The following is an 18,398-nucleotide window of genomic DNA, read 5'->3' as shown; positions in this document are numbered from 1 at the left end:
GCTCAGGCGAGCGCCGCGGCCCGCTCGGAGACGACGCCGACGACGGCCTCGATCAGTCGGTCGAGATCGGCGTCCGGAATGGTCAGGGCGGGGGTGAGATAGACGATGTCGCCGAACGGCCGCACCCAGACATCCCGGTCGAGGAAGCCCGCCTTGAGGGCGGCGAGGTCGGGCGGCGCGGTGAACTGCACCGCCCCGAGGGCACCCAGGACCCGGACATCCGCCACGCCGGGCAGTCCCTTCAGGCCGGACAGCCCATCCGCGAGCCGGCGGGCGATGGCACCGGCCTGTTCGAGGCGCGGCTCGGTCGCGAACAGGTCGAGGCTGGCATTGGCCGCCGCGCAGGCCAGCGGATTGGCCATGAAGGTCGGGCCGTGCATCAACGCTGCCGCCGGATTCTCGGACCAGAACGCCTCGAACACCTCCGTCCGGGCGACCGTGGCCGCCAGCGCCATGGTGCCGCCGGTGAGGGCCTTCGACAGGCACAGGATGTCCGGCACGATCCCGGCCTGCTCGCAGGCGAACAGGCTGCCGGTGCGCCCGAATCCGGTGAAGATCTCGTCGGCGATCAACGGCAGGCCGTGCCGGCGAGCGAGGCGGGCGACGGTCGCCAGCACCTCCGGCGGGTGCAGGACCATCCCACCCGCACCCTGGACGAGGGGTTCGACGATCACGGCTACCAGCGTCTCGCGGTGGGCGGCCAGAGCCGCATCCAGCGCCTCCGTCTCGGCCAGGCTCCGCGGCAGGTCACAGAACACCTGGCTGGGCAGGTAGGCGCCGAAGCGGCGATGCATGCCCTCCTCGGGGTCGCAGACCGACATCGCGCCCATCGTGTCGCCGTGATAGCCGCCCCGGAAGGCCAGCACTTTCGTCCGGCCGCTCACCCCGCGATTGAGCCACATTTGGGCGGACATCTTCAACGCGACCTCGACGGCGACCGAGCCCGAATCGCTCAGGAACACGTGGTCGAGATCCCCTGGCAACAGCGCGGAGAGCCGTGACGCCAGCCGCTCCGCCGGGGCATGGGTCAGGCCGCCGAACATCACGTGCGGCATCCGCGCCAGCTGGTCGGCCACGGACCGGGCGATGTGGGGATGGTTGTAGCCATGCACGGCCGTCCACCAGGACGCGATCCCATCTACCAGCTCGCGGCCATCGGCCAGCACGATGCGGCTGCCATGCGTCGCCACCGCCTCCAGGGGCGGAGCGGCCACGCCCATCTGCGTATAGGGGCGCCAGAGAGTCTGTTTCAACGGTCGATCGGACGTCATGGCGGAGGGATGGGCGGCAAGGCCGGAGTGGTCAAGCAGACGCGCGATCCGGCGTGTGAACGGACTGAAGCCGCTATGTCCGCCGGCGGCGGTAAGACAGGCGAATCGCGATTAGTATTTGTTCTGTGCCGACGAGGGACGCCACGCCGGGGCGCTCCGAGTACCCCACGCGCAACTTCCGCAGCTCCGCGCCGGTCGCCACCTTGACATCCACCGCCCCCGCGGCCCCATCACGCACCTGATGGACAGCCTCGACGCCTTCGCCCGCACCAAACTCGACGCGCTGGAAGCCGGCAGCCTGCGGCGGCGGCTCACGCCAACCAAGCGCGGCACCGGAGCCGCGGCGTCGCGCCGGGGCAGGGCGCTCGTCTCGTTCTCATGCAACGACTATCTCGGACTGTCGCATCACCCGCGGGTGATCGCCGCCGCGCAAGAGGCGGCCGGCCGCTATGGGGCCGGGGCGGGTGGCTCGCGCCTCGTCACCGGCGACCATCCCTATCTGGGCGCCCTGGAAGAGGGACTCGCCCGCCACAAGGGCGCCGAAGCCGCCCTGGTGTTCGGCAGCGGCTATCTCGCCAATCTCGGCATCACCCCGGCGCTGGCCGGGCGCGGCGACGTCGTGGTGCTTGATGAACTCTCCCATGCCTGCATGTGGGCGGGGGCGCGGCTGTCGGGCGCCGCAGTGCTGACCTTTCGACACAACGATCCGGCCGACCTCGCGGACAAGCTCGCGGCGCACCGCCCGCACCACGCCCGCGCCCTCGTCTTGACCGAGCGGGTGTTCAGCATGGATGGCGACCGGGCGCCGCTCGGCGATCTGCTGGGTGTCGCGGAAGCCTTCGACGCCTGGACGCTGGTCGACGACGCCCACGGGATCGGGGTGGTCGAGGACGGGCCGCGGGCACCGCTGGAAATGGGCACGCTGTCGAAGGCGCTCGGCTCTTACGGCGGCTATCTCTGCGCCTCGCGGCCGGTGATCGACCTGATGACGAGCCGCGCCCGGAGCTTCGTCTACACCACCGGCCTACCCCCGGCCTCGGCCGCTGCAGCCCTGGAAGCGCTGGCGATCCTGGAGGAGGAACCGGCCCGGCGCGCCCGGCCGCTGGCGCTGGCCCAACGCTTCACCGCCCGCCTCGGCTTGCCCGAAGCCGAGAGCGCCGTGGTGCCGGTCCTGGTCGGCGACGCGCAGGCGGCGCTCGAAATCTCTACGGCCCTGGAGGCTGCCGGCTTCCTGGTCGTGGCCATCCGCCCCCCGACCGTACCGGCCGGGACCGCGCGGCTGCGGGTCGCGTTCTCGGCGGCCCACACGGATGCGCAGGTCGACGCCCTGGCCGACGCGGTAGCGGCGCTGACCGGCCGCGCTTCCCGTCCCTGAGCGCCGACCCTATACCTCGTCGCCGACGCTCCCGCACAAGAGGAGCCGGCCGGCACAGATCAACCCTGAGGACGACGCCATGGACGCCACCGCTCTGCGAGCCCTCCAGGCTCCGATCAAGGACCAGTACCGCACGGCGCCGGATTCGGCGGTGATCACCCTGAAGGCACGGGGTACCCTCGACGACACCAAGATCGCCTGCAAGGTCGAGACCGGCCGCGCCATCGCGGAAGCCGGGCTCCACCCGGCGACCGGCGGCTCCGGCCTCGAACTGTGCTCCGGGGACATGCTGCTCGAAGCGCTGGTCGCGTGCGCGGGCGTGACCCTCAAGGCAGTGGCGACAGCGCTCGCGATTCCGCTGCGCTCCGGCACGGTGAGTGCGGAGGGCGACCTCGATTTTCGCGGAACGCTCGGCGTCGACAAGGAAGCGCCTGTGGGCTTTCGCAGCATCCGGCTGTTCTTCACTCTGGATACCGACGCCTCGGAGGACAAACTCGCAGACCTGCTCAAGCTGACCGAGCGCTACTGCGTCGTGTTCCAGACCCTGAACCACAAACCCGCGCTGTCGGTCGCCGTCACGTCGGCCTGAGGGAACACGACGATGGCCGGCGACATCACCCAGACGGAGTATTGGAACGGCGAGGTCGGCACCCGCTGGGCCCGCAATCAGGCGGTGCTCGACGCGGTGTTCGCACCGCTCACCGAGGCGCTGTTCGCGCGCCTGACGCTCCAGCCCGGGCAATCCGTGCTCGATATCGGCTGCGGCTCGGGCACCACGACGCTGGAGGCCGCCCGCCGGGTCGGTCCGCAAGGGAGCGTGACCGGCGCGGACATCTCGGCGCCGCTGCTCGCGGTCGCCCAGGACCGGGCCGAGGCGGAACCACCCGGTGCCGCGCCGATCCGGTTCGTCGAGGCGGACGTGGAGAACGCCGCTCTCGGAACCTATCAGCAGGCCTTGTCACGGTTCGGCGTGATGTTCTTTCCGGAGTCGGCCCGGGCCTTCGCCAACATCCGCCGGATGCTCCAGCCCGAGGGACGGCTGACCTTCCTGTGCTGGCGGGCGCTGCCGGAGAACCTTTGGGTGACGGTGCCGCGCGATGCGGTGCTGCCGCTCCTGCCCGAGATCCCGCCGCCGCCACAACCGGATACGCCCGGTCCGTTCCGCTTCGCCGACCATGAGCGGCTGGTCGCGCTGCTGCGCGGCGCAGGTTTCGGGACCGTGACCTGTAACGCGATCGACCGGGACGTGGTGCTCGGCCGCGGCGCCAGCGAGACAGAGGCGGCGGAGGCCGCCGCCCATGTCGCGCTCAATCTCGGGCCGACCGCGCGTCTCCTCCGCGAGGCCGAGCCAGATCTGCGTGCCCGGGCCGAGGCCGCCGTCACCGCGGCCCTGCACCCGCACGCGGAGGGCGGTATCGTCAGTCTGCGCGCCTCCTGCTGGCTGGTCCAGGCAAGCTGACGACCTGCACGATCACACGGGCTTCCTGTCGGAGTGCCTGCGGCGGCCTGCACCGTCCCCGGATGAAGCGCGCCCCTTTTCCGGGCCGCCCGGAATGTCAGCGGACGGTGATCCGGGAGCCAGAGCCGCGGAGCGGTCCAATCGCGAAACGACGCGCTAACCCTCGGCCGCTTCGCGTCACCGCGTGCTGGATCCCGGGTCGCAGTTCGCTGCCGCAGGATCGGTTTCGATTCAGAACCCCAACGCCCCGCCGTCGGAACGCGGGTCGTGCATCGCCTCGATCCGCCCATCGCGGGCCCGGCGGACGAGCATGCCGGCATGGCCCAGCGTGTCGCTGTAGGGTACGCCGACCGGCTCGATCTGGTGGCCCATGCGCTCCAGAGCCGACAGGATCGCCGGATCGAACCGATCCTCCACCTTCACGCTGAGCGAGGGCGCGCCCCAGGTCCGGCCGTAGAGCAGCCGGGGGGCATCGACCGCATCGGCGACGGAAAACCCGTAATCGGCGTAGCGGCAGAAGATCTGCGCCTGAAATTGCGGTTGGCCGTCGCCGCCCATCGCTCCGTAGGCCATGACCCGGCCGTCATCGAAACAGGCCAGCGCCGGGATCAGGGTGTGGAACGGGCGCCGCCCGGGCTCCAGCGGGTTCACGGCGTCCGGGTCGAGGGAGAACGAGACGCCCCGGTTGAGCCAGTCGATGCCGGTGCGCGGCAGAACCACCCCGGAACCGTATTCCCAGTAGACCGACTGGATGTACGAGACCGCCAGCCCGTCGCGGTCGATCGCCCCCATCCAGACGGTGTCGCCGGGGGAATCGCGCAAGGGAACCGTTGCGGCGCGCTTCATGTCGATACGCGCGGCTTCCGTGGCGAGGAAAGCCGGCACCAGGAACTCCTCCATGTCGTGCCGCAGGCGGCCGAAATCGGTCACCACCCGGTCGCGGATCGCGAAGGCGCGCTTCGTCGCCTCGATCAGCCCGTGATAATGCGCCGTGCTCTCCGGGGTGGCGACATTCAGGCGGTCGAACAGGCCGAGGATGATCAAGGCCGCGAGCCCCTGGGTCGGGGGCGGGAAGTTGAACAGCGTGGCGTCGCGCCGACGCATCGCCAAGGGCCTGCGCTCGACCGCCTGGTAGGCCTTGAGGTCGGCCCGGGTCACCGGCGCGTCGAGGCGTTCCAGGTCGGCGCCGATCTCGTGGGCGACATCGCCTCGATAAAAGTCGTCCAGCCCGGCATGTGCGAGCTGCTCGAGGGTCGCCCCGAGGGCCGCGAGCTTGCGGATCTCGCCCGCCCGGTAGGGCTTGCCGTCGTTAAGAAAGGTCGCGGCGAAGTTCGGGGCCTCATGCAAGGTGTCGCCCGGTTGCGGCTTGTAGCGCTCCTCGCTGGGTGAGACCGGGACACCGTCGCGGGCCTGGGTGATCGCGTCGGCGAGCAACACGTCCAGGGGCAGGCGGCCGCCGAGCGCCTTGGACAGCGCCAGAGCGAGGTCCCAGCCGCCGACCGCGCCGGCCACCGTCACCATGGCGTCGGGGCCGCGCGACGGGATCGTATCGTAGCCCTTTTCACGGTAGCGCTGGATCGTCGCGAGGCGCCCGGCCGGCCCGCATGCCTCGATGCCGCGCACCCGGCCGCCGCGCTCGCGAACCAGCCAGAATCCATCGCCGCCGATGCTGTTCATGTGCGGGTAGACCACGGCGATCGAGGCCGCCATCGCCACCATCGCCTCGATGGCGTTGCCGCCCTGTGCCAGCACGGTCCGGCCGGCCGAGGCCGCGAGATGGTGAGGGGCCGCAACAGCGCTGTCGGAGAAGACGGGGGTCTCGAGCATCGAAGATCCTGTGGTGTTCCAGCCGCAGCGTTAGGCAAGTCTGCGGCCGCTGCAAGGGACCACGGTTCGCCACGCCCGTCCCATGCTAGGAACGCCGATGCCCATCGCGCAGAAGCGGCCGATGTCGTTCAAGAGTTTACCTCCGTTGGCCCTCGGCCTCACCTTGGCCGCCCTGCCGGCCGCGGCGCAGCAGCGGGTGCGGACCGTCTACGAGGGTGCGGGCGCCGATCCGCGGATCTCGGTCTCGCAGCCGGAGAGCACCAGCCAGGCGTCCGGCGGCTATGTCCGGTCGATCGAGCCGTCGTTGGGCGCGCTTGGCGATCCCCTGGGGTTGCGCCCGGTGCTGAAAGCGCGTGGCATCGAGTACAGCGTCACCTACATCGCCGACCTATTGGGCAACCCGACCGGCGGTCTTCGTCAGGGGGCGATCGTCGAGGATCGCCTGAACCTGCGGCTCAACCTCGATCTCGACCGGCTGGCCGGCTGGGAGGGCGCGACGATCCACGCCAACGCCTACTTCATCCACGGCACCGGCTTGTCGCGCTACTATGTCGGCGACCTGCTCACCACGAGCGTGATCGAGGCGCTGCCGTCGAGCCGGCTGTACGTGCTGTGGTTCGATCAGAGCCTGATGGACGGGCAGCTCGGCCTCCGGATCGGCCAGCAGGCGGCCGACACCGAGTTCTTCGTCAGCCAGACCGCGACTTTGTTCGTGAACTCCACCTTCGGCTGGCCGGCGATCACCGGGCTCGACCTGCCGAGCGGCGGTCCGGCCTATCCGCTCTCGGCGCCCGCGATCCGCGCGAAGTACGCGCCGGGCAATGGTTTCTCCCTTCAGGTCGGGCTCTACGATGGCGATCCCGCGGGGGCGAACCGGCCAGGCCCGGATCCGGAGGCGCAGCGACTGAACCGTACCGGCACGAACTTCCGGACCAACGACCCGGCCCTGATCGTCGCCGAGGCGACCTACGCGTTCAATATCGAGCCGGGAGCCGAAGGCCTGCCCGGCGACATCACGTTCGGCGGCTGGCAGCATTTCGGCCGGTTCGACAGCCTGCGCTTTGACATCACCGGGGTGCCGCTGGCCGACCCGAACGCCACCGGCATCGGCCGCCCCCTGCGCGGCAATGCCGGATTCTACGGCATCTACGACCAGACCCTGTACCGGGAATCCGGCAAGGACGACGAGGGCCTCGGCTTCTTCGTGCGCACCGCCTACTCGCCGACCCGCTCAAGCCTGATCGACGCCTACGTCGATGCCGGCCTCGCCTACAAGGGCCTGTTCGACGGCCGCGACGACGACACCGTCGGGGTCAGCCTCGCTCATGCCCGGATCAGCGACGACGCCCACCGGGCCGACCGGGACACGATCCTCTACACCGGCGTCCCGACGCCGCGGCGACGGGCCGAGACGGTGCTGGAGGCGACCTACCAAGCCGTGGTGGTTCCGGGCTTCACGGTGCAGCCCGACCTCCAATACGTCTTCCATCCGGGTGCCGGCATAGCCGGCCCGGATGGACGCCGCTTGCGCAACGCGGTGGTGCTCGGGGTGCGCGCCAGCGTGCAGTACTGAGCCGTCCGGCCTGGAACGGGCGCGGACCTGCCCTCTTTCAGGGCTATGGTAATCTTCGAGTGGGTTGTCGGCGTCCTGTTCGGCGCCGTCCTTTTGGCCGCGCTGGCGCGTCGGCTGGGTGCGCCTTACCCGGCGTTCCTGGCGCTCGGCGGCGTCGCGCTGGCCTTCGTGCCCGGGGTACCGAACCTGCGGCTCGATCCCGAACTGGCGCTCGCCCTGTTCCTCGCCCCCGTCCTGCTCGATGCCGGCTTCGACGCGTCCCTGCGGGACATGCGCGAGAACTGGCGCGCGGTGTTCGGGTTGGCGGTGGGCGCGGTGGCGGTCACGACGCTCGCCGTCGCGCTCGTGGCCCATCTCATCGTGCCCGACATGCCGATCGCGGCCTGCATCGTGCTTGGCGCCGTGGTCGCGCCGCCCGACGCCGTGGCGGCCCTGGCGGTGCTGAAGCACGCGCCGATGCCACACCGGCTCGCCACGATCCTGCGCGGCGAGAGCCTTCTGAACGACGCCGCATCGCTAATCATCTACCGCCTGGCGGTGACGGCTGCGATGGCGGACGGCTTTCATCCGGCCGAGGTCGCCCCGGCCTTCATGCTCGGCGTGGTGGCCAGTTTGGCCGCCGGACCCTGCCTGGGCCTGGCCTTCGTCGCACTGACGAAGCGCGTGACCGACCCGGCGAGCACCATCGTGATGCAGTTCGTCGCGGCGTTCGGGATCTGGCTCGCCGCGGAGCGTCTGGAGATGTCGGGGGTGCTGACCATCGTCACCTTCGCGGTCACGGTCGCCCGCCGGGCGCCCGGCATCACGGCCCCGCGCACCCGGGTGATCTCCTACGCGGTCTGGGACACGGCGGTATTCGTCCTCAACGTCCTGGCCTTCATCCTGATCGGCATTCAGATCGATCCGATCCAGGACCGCCTGACCGGTGCAGATTCCTGGCAGGCGATGTTCCTCGCCGCCGCGATCTTCGCCACCGTCGTGGTGACCCGTCTGGCCTGGGTCCTGCCCACGACCGGCCTCAAGGGCCTCGGCCTGCGTCAGGCCGGTGCCCGCGCGAAGTTCGGGCCGGGGCTCGCTCTGTCCTGGGCCGGGATGCGCGGCATCGTCACGGTCGCGGCCGCCCTGGCGCTGCCGATGGAGTTCCCGCACCGGGACCTCGTGGTGTTCACCGCCTTCTTCACGGTTTTGGGCACGCTGATCGTTCAGGGCCTGACCCTGCGTCCGCTGCTCGCGCACCTGAAGCTGGAGGATGACGATCCGGTTGGCCGGGAAGTGGGCTGGGCGCGCGCCGCCGCCTACAAGGCGGCCCTCGAGAGCCTGGCCGAATCCGGTGACGAGCCGGCGATCGATTCCCTGCGCGCCGAGTTCCGCTCGGCCCTCGAAGAGGCCGAGGCCCACGAGGAGGGCCTTGCTCCCGAGAGTCTCCCCTCGGATGCCGCCCGCCGCCGGTCGGTGGCGGCTGCGCGCAATGCGGTTCTCTCGCTGCGGCGGCAGGGCCGCATCGGAGACGATGCCTATTTCCTGCTGGAGGAGGAGTTCGACTGGGCCGAACTCAACGCCACGCCGAAGGCGGAGACCTGAGTCACAGCCTTCCTACGGCACCCGTTCAGACACCCTTGCGCGCTGCGATCCGGGATTCGATCGCGTCCCAGACTGCCACCGAGAGGTCCGGGCCGCCGAGCCGCTGGATGGCCCGGATGCCGGTGGGGGAGGTGACGTTGATCTCGGTGAGATGTCCGTCGATCACGTCGATCCCGACAAGGATCAGGCCGCGCCGGGCTAGCTCCGGACCGATCGTCGCGCAGATCTCGCGCTCGCGCTCGGTCAGCTCCGAAGCCGAGGCGGCCCCGCCGCGCACCATGTTCGACCGGATGTCGTTGGCCGCCGGCACCCGGTTGACCGCGCCCATCGCCACCCCGTCCACCAGGATGATGCGCTTGTCGCCCTCGGTCACCCGGTCGAGGTAGCGCTGGATCACCCAGGCCTCCCGGAAGGTGGTGGCGAACAGGTCGAACATCGAGCCGAAGTTCGGGTCCGTCTCGGTGACCTTGAAGACGGCAGCGCCACCGTGCCCGTGCAACGGCTTCATCGCGACGGTGCCGTGCTCCAACCGGAAGGCCTCGATCTCGGCCTTGTCGCGGCTGATCAGGGTCGGGGGCATCAGCTCGGGAAAATCAAGCACGAACAGCTTCTCGGGCGCATTGCGCACCTCGAAGGGATCGTTGACCACCAGCGTCTCCGGATGGATCCGCTGCAGCATGTGGGTGGCCGTGATGTAGGCCATGTCGAACGGCGGATCCTGGCGCATCAGCACCACGTCCGCCTCGGCAAGGTCGATCCGCTCCGGCGGCGTGAGCGTGAAATGCGCGCCCTCGACGTCCTGGACCGTCAGACGCTCGACCCGAGCCGTGACCCGCCGGCCCTGCATCGAGAGCCGGTCGGGCGTGTAGTAGATCAGGTCATGACCCCGCCGCTGCGCCTCGAGCAGCAGAGCGAAGGTCGTGTCCCCGGCGATCCGGATGTTCTGGATCGGGTCCATCTGGACGGCGACAGTCAGGCCCATCGAAAATGCCCTTCGCCTGCGGCGCGTATCTGGACCGGTGAAATGCTCAATCGTCCGACAGCGACTTGCTGCCGGTGCGCTTGTCGTAGTCGCCGATCGCCGAGCGGCACTCGGGCGAAAGGCGCTTGCGGTTGCGCGTCATGCAACGGTCGGCGTCCTGGCTGTTCGGATCGACGCCGGCGCAGAGACGGAAATAGTCGTTGGCACAGCCGAGTTGCAGGCCCTGGTCCTCACGCTGGGCGTAGGCCGGGCCGGTGGCGAGCGCGAACAGCACGAGCGCACCCGTCGCCAGGCCGCAGCGGCGGTTGGAGCGCAGGAATCGTTCCGGAACGAGTCGCATTCAGCGGTGTCCTCAAATCTCGGTCGCGCGGAAAATCGGTGCGGCGGTCAGCTCGTCCGCTTGCGCCCGGCATATCGGTCGCGCTGGGCGGTAGGCAAGCGCCACGGCTCTGCATGGGTTCCCCGCGCGCAACGCCGCGCCCACGCTTCGCCGCTGTGTGGCGCCCGGGCCGCATCGTCGGCCAAGAAAAAGGGCCCCGTCCAAGAACGGACAGGGCCCCAGTCAAAGGGAGGAAACGCCCGCCATGGGCGAAACCCGCATCGCAATTCGCGCGCCAGACCAGCCAAAATGCCGGCTCGATCCGGGACGGGATCCGGCAAGACTCCGTTAACCACGTCATGCTGAATGGGTTCTGTAGCCCTTGCCGACCCCCTCTGCAGGGCCCGGGCACTGCCGCTCGAGCCGCCGACAGGAGCCGGAGACCATGACCCCATTCAAGCCGCAGGTGACTGGCCAGACCCGCCTGCCGATGCCCGCCAACGATGCGGCGCGCGACGCACGGCGGGATCCGCCCGCGGTCCTGCTGCCGTTCCCCGGGCCCGACGCGCGCCGGACCCGCCAATTGCCGCGCACCGACGAGCAGCGCGGCGAGATCCTGTTCTTCCTGGGCGTCCGTTACGAGCGCCTTGCCTCCTGAACGCAGCGATAGCCGCCGACCGGCCCGGCCAGGCGACGTTTCCGACGGTTTGATCATGCCTGTTCCGGACCGCCATCGGCCGAGCGTCGCACCCGTTGGAGACAGGCGCGCGAGCCGCGCGCACAGGGCCACCATCGTCCTGGCCGCCGGCACCGCGCTGGCGCTGCTCGCCGCCTGCACGCAGAGCGGCGATTTCGGCCGCCCCCGCACCGGCGTTTGGAATGGACTGATCGACACCACCGGCAGCTTCTCGTCGCGGGATCGCGGCCGGCTGATCCTCGATTCCGGCCTGACCGACGACGAGCAGGCGCTGCGCGACCGCGCCTGGCGCTTCGTCCAGCCGGCCAGCACCCTCACGGCATTCCAGGATGCCCTCTTCGGACTGGCCAGCGCGCACGCGACGCCGACTTGGCGGTTCGACGAGGTCGGCGCCTATTACGACACGCTGACCGCAGAGCCGTCGCGCTCCCCGGTCTCCCGCTACCGCCAGCTCGCCGACGACGCCACGGCCGATGCCCGCCTGATCCCGATCTTCACGGCGCTCGCCGCGCGGGTGATCGACGCGGATGCCGCGCGGCTGCGCAGCTTGCCCTTCGCCAAAACCCTCGACGACGCGGATATCCGCCTCGCAGCCCAGCATGTCGCCGAGAACCGCTGCCTGATCGCCTGGGTGCGGATCGAGGCCGGCCTGCGGCTGGCGCGCTACCGCTATGCCCTGGAGCATCTCTTCGCCCAGGCTCCGGCCAAGGAGTCGGTCGCGGCCGAGCGCTCGCTGGCCATGCTCGCCGCGCGCCGCAACCTGCTCGACCCGCTGCTGCCACCGGACGCCGCGGCCCGATGCGGCCTCGAAGCCGCCATCGTGCCGGTCGCCGAGGCGCCGCCACTGGTCGTCAAATATTGAGTTGACCCGGCGTTACCGCCCAGCGGGCTTACCGCCGGCATCCTTGCCGCCGGCATCCTTGCCGCCGGACTCATCCGCAGGCATGTCGGTGGTGCACGAGACGGCTTGGACGGCGGCGTTTGCGCCGGGTCGCTGGCTCGGCAGGCCGGCGATCACCCGCACGACCACGACGCCCCGCGTGTCCGGCGCGACGATGCGCACGTCACGGCTCGGGTCATTCTCGTCGTCGTCGGCCAGAGCCTCGTCGTACTGTGCCCGGGTGAGGATCACGAGATCGAGGGCGCCGCGCACGGCGGCCTGATCGGTCACCGCGTAGAAGGCCCCCCGCCGGGCATGCGCGGCGAGCGACAACGACAGCGGCCCGGTCCGCGCAGAGACGCGCATCGGCCCGTCGGCGAGATCGTAAGCGCAGACGCCCACCGCCACGGCCGGATCCGGGATCGGCAGCCACGCCTCGGGTGGAGAGGGGTCGTCGCCGGTGGCGACCGTGTAGATCGGCTGCGGGTGGTCCAGGTTCTCGCTGGTCCGGGCGCGCGAGACGGCGTCCGTCTCGGACAGACGCGGGATCGCCAGCACCGCCGCGATGTGCACGATCCCGGCAAGCACCAAGCCGATCAGCGTGGCGAAGACGAAGCGCGGACTCACGAGGCGCATCCCAGGCGGGTGATGGCCGGCACCGAGGCTCGGTCGAGGGATCCGACGCTGGCGGCGACCGGCGTGTCGTAAAGGCGCAGGGCCAGGCGCACAGGCCCGCTGTCCCGGGGGCTCGGCAACCAGTTCCCGGGCTGGACGTCGGGGGCGAGGATCACCGAGAACCGCCCGTCGGCCGAGCGCAGTACCTCCGTGGAGGTGAAGCCCTCGCGCATGGCCGGACGCCCGGGATCGCGCGCACCGCGACCCGCGACCGTGAGGGTCCAGGCCCTGGCCGGCGGCGTCCCGCCGCCGATGCGATAGGCGCAGGTCGCGTCGAGCGCCTGGCCCTGGTCGTCGGCCGCCGCGGTCAGCAGCAGGCCCTCACCCACAGCCAGGGGGATCTCCCCCCGGCGGGCGTTGACGGCACGGGTATAGGGATCGGCATTCCCGGCCCCCGCCCGGGGCCAGGCCGTCCAGGCGCCGACCGGCACGCCGCCGAACGGATAGCCGCCCCGCGTCGCCCAATCGGCGCTGGCGAGGCCGAGCACCCCGCCGAGCGCCAGGGCGTAGACCGCGAGGCCGGCGACCGAGCTCTTGCGCCAGACACGGGCGAGGAACCGGCCGGCGCCGCCGAGGGACCGGACCTTCGGCGCGGGACGGGGTTCTCCAGCCGCAGCGCTGCGGCCGGGACTAGCGGGGATTGCGAACCTCATTGGGTCACCGCAGCTCGATGCGGCCGCCGACGGACCGTGCGCCCTCGGCGACCTCGCGCGGCTGGGCCGGGGGTGCCGCGGCCCGGTCGCCGGGCTTCCGGTCGGTCTTCTGGGTCGCCTTGTCGACGCCACCAGCGGCATCCGGCCGCGCGTCGCCCGCGGGCGGGCGCTCGACGGTGCGGAACAGGCCGTTCAAGCCGCCGATCACCTCGAAGGAGCGACGCGAGAGCTTGCCGTAGGCACTGGCATTCGGATCGATCGGTGCGGTCGGACCGCCGGACGCCTGCTGCTGGGCGGCCCGCGGGCTTTCCTTCAGGCCGGGCAAACCCTTGATCTCGATGCCCTGGTGGGCCGGCTCCATCACGTCGTGCCAGAGCTGGGCGGGGAGCGAACCGCCGGTCAGCTTGTTGGTCGAGGTGTGGTCGTCGTTCCCGAACCAGACCGCGCCGACGTAATTGCCGGTGTAGCCGACGAACCACGCATCCCGGTAGGCGTTCGTGGTGCCGGACTTACCGGCGACCTTCACGCCCTCGAGCTGAGCGCGCTTGCCGGTCCCCTCCTCGACCACCTTGTTGAGCATGAAGTTCATGTCGGCGACGACCTGGGGCGGGAGCACCCGATCGGGCGCCTCGTCGGCGTGGCGGTAGATCACCTCGCCGGACGAGTTCTTGACCTCCATGGCGGCGTAGGGCTTGGCCTTGTAGCCGCCGTTGGCGAACACCGCGTAGCCGGCGGCCTGGTCGATCACCGTCACCTCGTCGGAGCCGATCGGCATCGAGACCGTGTCGATCAGGTTCGAGGTGATGCCCATCTTGTGGGCCAAATCGGTGATCTTCGCGCGGCCGGCCTTCGCGGCGCGCGCCTCATGGCTGATACCCATGGCCTTGCCGAGCGAGATCGAGATCTTGATCGGGATCGTGTTGATCGATTTCGCCACGGCGAGCCACATCGGCACCCGGCCGGCATAGGACCGGCCGTAATTCTGTGGGCACCAGTTGCCGATGCAGACCGGGCTGTCGACCACCGTGGTCTCTGGCTTGAACAGCCCCGATAGGAGGGCAGCGGAGTAGACGTAGGGCTTGAACGACGAGCCGGGCTGGCGCAGCGCGTCGGTGGCGCGATTGAACTGGCTCTCGCCGTAATCGGCGCCGCCAACCATGGCGCGCAGTGCCCCGTCGGGATCAAGGATGACCATGGCGGCCTCGTCGACGTCGAAGGCGTCGCCGGACTTGCGCAGGATGTCGGCCACAGCCTCGTCGGCCCGCTTCTGGATCGCGAGGTCGAGGGGTGTCTTGACCGTCAGGACGCGGTCGTTGCGGAGCTTGCCCGCATCGGCCATGGCCTTGATCTCGCCGAATGCCCAATCGAGGTAATAATCGGCGGTGATGTCGCGGGTGCGAGTTACCGGGGTCGCCGGGTTGCGGAGGGCGGTCTGTATCTGCCCTTCCGTGACGAAGCCGGCTTCTACCATGTTGTGGAGCACGTCCGCGGCGCGGGCGCGGGCGGCGGGCAGGTTGACGTGCGGGGCGTATTTCGTCGGCGCCTTGAACAATCCCGCCAGCATGGCCGCCTCGGCCAGGCTGATGTCTTTCAACGGCTTGCCGAAATAGTAATCCGCCGCCGCCACGGCGCCGAACGTCCCGCCGCCCATGTAGGCCCGGTCGAGGTAGAGCTTCAGGATCTCGTTCTTGGTCAGGTGGCTCTCCAGCCACAGGGCCAGGAATGCCTCGTTGATCTTGCGCTCCAGCGACCGCTCGTTGGTCAGAAACAGGTTCTTGGCCAGCTGCTGCGTGATCGAGGAGCCGCCCTGCGTGCCGCCGCCGCCGCGCGAGTTGTTGACCAGGGCCCGCAGGGTGCCGATCGGGTCGATGCCCCAGTGCTCGTAGAAGCGCCGGTCCTCGGTGGAGACCAGCGCCTTGATCATGATGTCGGGAAACTCGTCGAGCTTGAGCGAGTCGTCGTGCTTGATGCCGCGCCGGCCGACCTCGGTGCCGTACCGGTCCAGGAACGTGACGGCGAGGTCCTGCTGCTTCAGCCAGTTCTCGCTGGTCAGCTGGAACGCGGGCTGCGCGAAGGCGAGCAGCAGAACCGCGCCACCGGCCCCCAGGGTGACGGCCTCGCTGGTCAGGTCGAGGGCGATCCGCTTCCAGCCGTGGACGGCGAACCGGCCCATGACCCGCTGGAAGCGTTCGTAGGCCGCGCCGGTCGAGCGACCGCTGTCGTAGAGGCCGGCATTGACCCAGGCATCGAACGCCAGCGCGGCGCGCTCGATGCGGATCTTGATCTCGGTGAGCGTCGGCAGGCGCACGTTGTCGGACCCGGCTTGTCGAGCGCCTTCGCGGCGGAGGATCGAGCGCCCGCGCCGCGGGCATGGCACCGCGCGGCCGAGACACCGCGCGGCGTATCCATCCTTAGCAGGATCCGGAACGGTCGGCGAGGCTCTGCGCGGTCCCGTGATTCGCCGCAGGTGCAGCGCCTTGCCCCGCGGCACCAGCTCGGGCAGAGACAGACACTTCCCGATCGCGAGATTGACCGATGTCCAAGCCCGAGGCGCTGCGCCACGGGGTCGCCGAGCCGTTCTGGCGGACCAAGACCCTCGAAGCCATGACGCCGTCCGAGTGGGAGAGCCTGTGCGACGGGTGCGGTCGGTGCTGCCTGATCAAGCTCGAGGATGACGAGACCGGCGAGGTCCATCATACCGATATCGGCTGCACCCTGCTCGACGGCCTGACCTGCCGCTGCCGCGATTATGCCCGCCGGCAGAAGCGCGTGCCCGACTGCGTCCGCCTCACCCCGGAGGCGGTGCGGACGATCCCGTGGCTGCCGCCGACCTGCGGCTATCGGCTCGTGCGCGACGGCGAACCGCTCTATCCGTGGCATCCCCTTGTCTCAGGCCGGGCCTCCAGCGTGCACGAGGCCGGCATCTCCATCCGCGGCCGGCTCGCCGGCAACGAGGAGGAGTTCTCCGACGACGAGTTGCCGGACCGGATCGTGGCTTGGCCGGGGGCGGATCCGGACGAGCGCTGACGCTCAGCTCGAGTTGACCCGGCTGCCGAGCAGCCGGCCGCCCGCGAGGCCATTGAGCCCGATCACACCGAGCACGGCGACGGCGTGAATCAGCAGATCCGACGCGGTGGCGTCGTGCGGATGGAACGGCATCAGCAACGCCGCGGCCGCGGCCGCGGCCGCGAGTCCGCCGAGCGCTGCCGTCAGGTTCGGCCGCAGCGGGCAGGCGCGGCGCAGCATCACGACGATCAGCACGGACAGCGGGACCGAGACACAGACCAAGAAACTGAAGCAGCCGGCGACTTCCTGGGGATTCGGCCGGTCGGTGCCGGGGGCGATCCAATCGCGCAGGCAGCCGAAACCGCTCGCCCCGATCCAGAGGGCCAGGGCCGGGAGCGGCAGCATCGCCCAAGCCCGGGAGCGGCCCGGCACGCTCGTGGCGAAGGCCGCGAAGGCGGCGCCGACCGCCGTCAGCACCGCCCCGAGTGCGGCGCAGACGAGATCCGGCACCTGCATCCGCTGCATGAAGCCGGTGCTATCGATCCGGCTCGCCAGGACCAGCCCGACGATCAGCGCCGCACCCAGCCACAGGGCTGCACGCAGGGCCGGGGAGGGCAGCGGCCGCACCGGCTCCAGGCCGAAAGCGAGATCCTCGACCAGACGATCGTGGCGGCTGAAGGCCTGCGGACCCGGGTCATGGCCGGCCAAGTCGGCCATCAGCGCCGCTCCTGCATCAGGTTGGCGCGCAGGGCCTTGAGCGCCCGGTGAAGGTTGACCTTGAGCGCGCCCTTGCTGCGCCCGGTCAGGGCCGCGGTCTCATCCAACGACAGCTCCCGCAGGCCGAGATGTTCCACGGCCTGCCGTTGCCCGTCCGGCAGCGAGGCGACCGCACGCGCAAGGGCGGCGGCGCGGTCGCGCGCCTCCAGACCCTGGCCCGGCGCGGGACCGGGATCGGCCTCCGCCTCGTAGGCGATCGGATCGTGAACCTCGCGGGGCCGGCGCCCGGTCCGGCGCAGGCGATCGATCGCCCGGCGCTGGGTGATGGCGCGCAGCCACGGCAGGAACGGCCGCGCGGGATCGTAGCTGGCCCGAGCCCGATGCACGGTCATCAGCGTGTCCTGGACGACGTCGTCCACGGCCTCGCCGCGCACGCCCTGAGCACGGGCGATCGACGAGACCACCGGCAGGCACGCCTTGAGCAAGGCGCGATATGCGGCCGCGTCGCCACCCTGCGCCGCCGCCATCAGAGCGGCCAATTCACCTTCGAGCGCCATCCGGGCTCCGCCGCCGATCCATTCCCCGGCATGGCCGGAGTCTAGCGCGGGGTTGGAGTCGGGCGCCAGGGCCCATCCGCATCCCGCGACGCCGGGCATCGCCAGCATCATTGCGGCATCTCCGCGGCGCTGGCGACGCGTTCGCCCAGGCGGGCCGCGCCCAGGATACGGCCGTCGGTCGCTTGCACCAGGAGGGCCGCCGTCTCACCCGCAGGTGCAGCGGCCTCGAACATCATGGCGGCGCCGGACCACGCTCCGAGATCCCGGATCGAGCGGACGACGTTAGCATGTTCGAGCGTGCGGCCGGCATTCTCGCCGCGCAAGACCCGGCTGGTATGGCTCGGATCGAAGCCAATTAGCAGGACCCGGCCTGTTCCGCTTCCAGCTCCGACCCGGACGGCGAGGCCGGCACCGTCGCGGGACAGCGTAACTCCGACCGCCATCCCGGCACGCCGGGCCTGTGCCACGGCGGCCCGCAGGCCGGCCTCGTCGGAGCCGACAACGGCCGTGCGTCCGTCGATGACGGCCTGCGGGGTGTAGTTCGAACTGCCCAACCGGGCTGCGTAATCAGCCTGCCGCTCGGTGGCGGCGGGCAGGGAGTAGGGATCGCGCCAGTCGAGGTGGTTCCAGTAGGTGATGTGGAAGGCCAGCGGCAGCACGTCCGCACCTTCATGCGCGAGCCGCCCGATCAGCGCTTCGGCGGGCGGGCAGGAGGAGCAGCTCTGCGAGGTGAAGAGTTCGACGACGACGGGCCGCTCGAGCGCCGCGGCCGGACGTCCGGCGGCGAGCAACAGGGCGACGGAGATCAACGCGACGACTTTCATGG

General features: G+C 70.5%; 18 protein-coding genes. 8 read left to right on the top strand and 10 right to left on the bottom strand.

Annotation, left to right across the window (positions count from 1 at the left end):
* Positions 1–2: 2 nt before the first annotated feature.
* Entirely contained in the window at positions 3–1,271 is a 1,269-nt protein-coding gene (locus FVA80_RS11900; protein ID WP_147907289.1) for an adenosylmethionine--8-amino-7-oxononanoate transaminase, read from the bottom strand.
* 241 nt (positions 1,272–1,512) lie between these two features.
* On the opposite strand from FVA80_RS11900, the gene FVA80_RS11895 reads away from it, so the two are divergent.
* The 3 genes from FVA80_RS11895 (at position 1,513) to FVA80_RS11885 (ending at position 4,105) form a co-directional block, all read left to right on the top strand.
* Complete coding sequence (locus FVA80_RS11895; protein WP_147907290.1) at positions 1,513–2,646, top strand: aminotransferase class I/II-fold pyridoxal phosphate-dependent enzyme; 1,134 nt, start codon at positions 1,513–1,515, stop codon at positions 2,644–2,646.
* 79 nt (positions 2,647–2,725) lie between these two features.
* Positions 2,726–3,235, top strand: a complete 510-nt coding sequence (locus FVA80_RS11890) for an OsmC family protein (RefSeq protein WP_147907291.1) — start codon at positions 2,726–2,728, stop codon at positions 3,233–3,235.
* A gap of 12 nt (positions 3,236–3,247) precedes the next feature.
* Positions 3,248–4,105 carry a class I SAM-dependent methyltransferase gene (locus FVA80_RS11885; protein WP_147907292.1) on the top strand — a complete coding sequence of 286 codons (858 nt, stop codon included), beginning with the start codon at positions 3,248–3,250 and terminating at the stop codon, positions 4,103–4,105.
* A 231-nt stretch (positions 4,106–4,336) separates the two neighbouring features.
* Here FVA80_RS11885 and FVA80_RS11880 read toward each other — a convergent pair whose 3' ends face one another.
* The gene (locus tag FVA80_RS11880) at positions 4,337–5,932 is read right to left on the bottom strand and encodes a gamma-glutamyltransferase family protein (protein ID WP_147907293.1); all 1,596 of its coding nucleotides are present in this window, start codon (positions 5,930–5,932) and stop codon (positions 4,337–4,339) included.
* Positions 5,933–6,053: 121 nt separating this feature from the next.
* Between FVA80_RS11880 and FVA80_RS11875 the strand changes: the two genes are divergently transcribed.
* Both FVA80_RS11875 and FVA80_RS11870 read left to right on the top strand, forming a co-directional pair.
* Positions 6,054–7,505 (top strand): carbohydrate porin, encoded by a 1,452-nt coding sequence (locus tag FVA80_RS11875; protein WP_147907340.1) that lies wholly within the window; start codon positions 6,054–6,056, stop codon positions 7,503–7,505.
* Positions 7,506–7,550: 45 nt separating this feature from the next.
* Complete coding sequence (locus FVA80_RS11870) at positions 7,551–9,086, top strand: sodium:proton antiporter (protein WP_147907294.1); 1,536 nt, start codon at positions 7,551–7,553, stop codon at positions 9,084–9,086.
* Between the two features lie 25 nt (positions 9,087–9,111).
* Here FVA80_RS11870 and gshB read toward each other — a convergent pair whose 3' ends face one another.
* Both gshB and FVA80_RS11860 read right to left on the bottom strand, forming a co-directional pair.
* The gene (gshB, locus tag FVA80_RS11865; protein WP_147907295.1) at positions 9,112–10,068 is read right to left on the bottom strand and encodes a glutathione synthase; all 957 of its coding nucleotides are present in this window, start codon (positions 10,066–10,068) and stop codon (positions 9,112–9,114) included.
* A gap of 46 nt (positions 10,069–10,114) precedes the next feature.
* Positions 10,115–10,408, bottom strand: a complete 294-nt coding sequence (locus FVA80_RS11860) for a hypothetical protein (protein ID WP_147907296.1) — start codon at positions 10,406–10,408, stop codon at positions 10,115–10,117.
* A gap of 424 nt (positions 10,409–10,832) precedes the next feature.
* Between FVA80_RS11860 and FVA80_RS11855 the strand changes: the two genes are divergently transcribed.
* Together FVA80_RS11855 and FVA80_RS11850 are read left to right on the top strand one after the other, a co-directional pair.
* Positions 10,833–11,045, top strand: coding sequence for a hypothetical protein (locus FVA80_RS11855; RefSeq protein ID WP_147907297.1), 213 nt, complete (start codon positions 10,833–10,835; stop codon positions 11,043–11,045).
* A 55-nt stretch (positions 11,046–11,100) separates the two neighbouring features.
* Positions 11,101–11,946, top strand: coding sequence for a hypothetical protein (locus FVA80_RS11850; RefSeq protein WP_246692377.1), 846 nt, complete (start codon positions 11,101–11,103; stop codon positions 11,944–11,946).
* Positions 11,947–11,958: 12 nt separating this feature from the next.
* Here the strand turns inward: FVA80_RS11850 and FVA80_RS11845 are convergent, their stop codons facing one another.
* The 3 genes from FVA80_RS11845 to FVA80_RS11835 are packed head-to-tail and all read right to left on the bottom strand — an operon-like array spanning position 11,959 to position 15,600.
* Complete coding sequence (locus FVA80_RS11845) at positions 11,959–12,600, bottom strand: hypothetical protein (RefSeq protein WP_147907298.1); 642 nt, start codon at positions 12,598–12,600, stop codon at positions 11,959–11,961.
* Positions 12,588–13,292 (bottom strand): DUF1214 domain-containing protein, encoded by a 705-nt coding sequence (locus tag FVA80_RS11840; protein WP_147907299.1) that lies wholly within the window; start codon positions 13,290–13,292, stop codon positions 12,588–12,590. Before FVA80_RS11840 ends, FVA80_RS11845 begins: the two co-directional genes overlap by 13 nt.
* Before the next feature lie 4 nt (positions 13,293–13,296).
* A complete protein-coding gene (locus tag FVA80_RS11835) occupies positions 13,297–15,600 on the bottom strand; it encodes a PBP1A family penicillin-binding protein (RefSeq protein WP_147907300.1) in 2,304 nt (767 codons plus the stop codon).
* Positions 15,601–15,827: 227 nt separating this feature from the next.
* Here FVA80_RS11835 and FVA80_RS11830 point away from each other — a divergent pair, with 227 nt between their 5' ends.
* Complete coding sequence (locus tag FVA80_RS11830; RefSeq protein WP_147907301.1) at positions 15,828–16,319, top strand: YcgN family cysteine cluster protein; 492 nt, start codon at positions 15,828–15,830, stop codon at positions 16,317–16,319.
* Positions 16,320–16,322: 3 nt separating this feature from the next.
* On the opposite strand, the gene FVA80_RS11825 is transcribed toward FVA80_RS11830, so the two are convergent.
* The 3 genes from FVA80_RS11825 to FVA80_RS11815 all read right to left on the bottom strand — a co-directional run bounded on the left by FVA80_RS11825 (position 16,323) and on the right by FVA80_RS11815 (position 18,396).
* Entirely contained in the window at positions 16,323–17,015 is a 693-nt protein-coding gene (locus FVA80_RS11825; protein ID WP_147907302.1) for an NrsF family protein, read from the bottom strand.
* Entirely contained in the window at positions 17,015–17,572 is a 558-nt protein-coding gene (locus tag FVA80_RS11820; protein ID WP_147907342.1) for a sigma-70 family RNA polymerase sigma factor, read from the bottom strand. The genes FVA80_RS11825 and FVA80_RS11820 overlap by 1 nt, the downstream gene beginning before the upstream one ends.
* 107 nt (positions 17,573–17,679) lie before the next feature.
* Complete coding sequence (locus tag FVA80_RS11815) at positions 17,680–18,396, bottom strand: DUF1223 domain-containing protein (RefSeq protein WP_147907303.1); 717 nt, start codon at positions 18,394–18,396, stop codon at positions 17,680–17,682.
* Between the last annotated feature and the right edge of the window lie 2 nt (positions 18,397–18,398).

The organism is Methylobacterium sp. WL1 (assembly GCF_008000895.1).
GTDB lineage: Bacteria > Pseudomonadota > Alphaproteobacteria > Rhizobiales > Beijerinckiaceae > Methylobacterium.
Note: the sequence above shows the minus strand (reverse complement) of the source record. Positions and strands in the feature narration are given on the sequence as shown.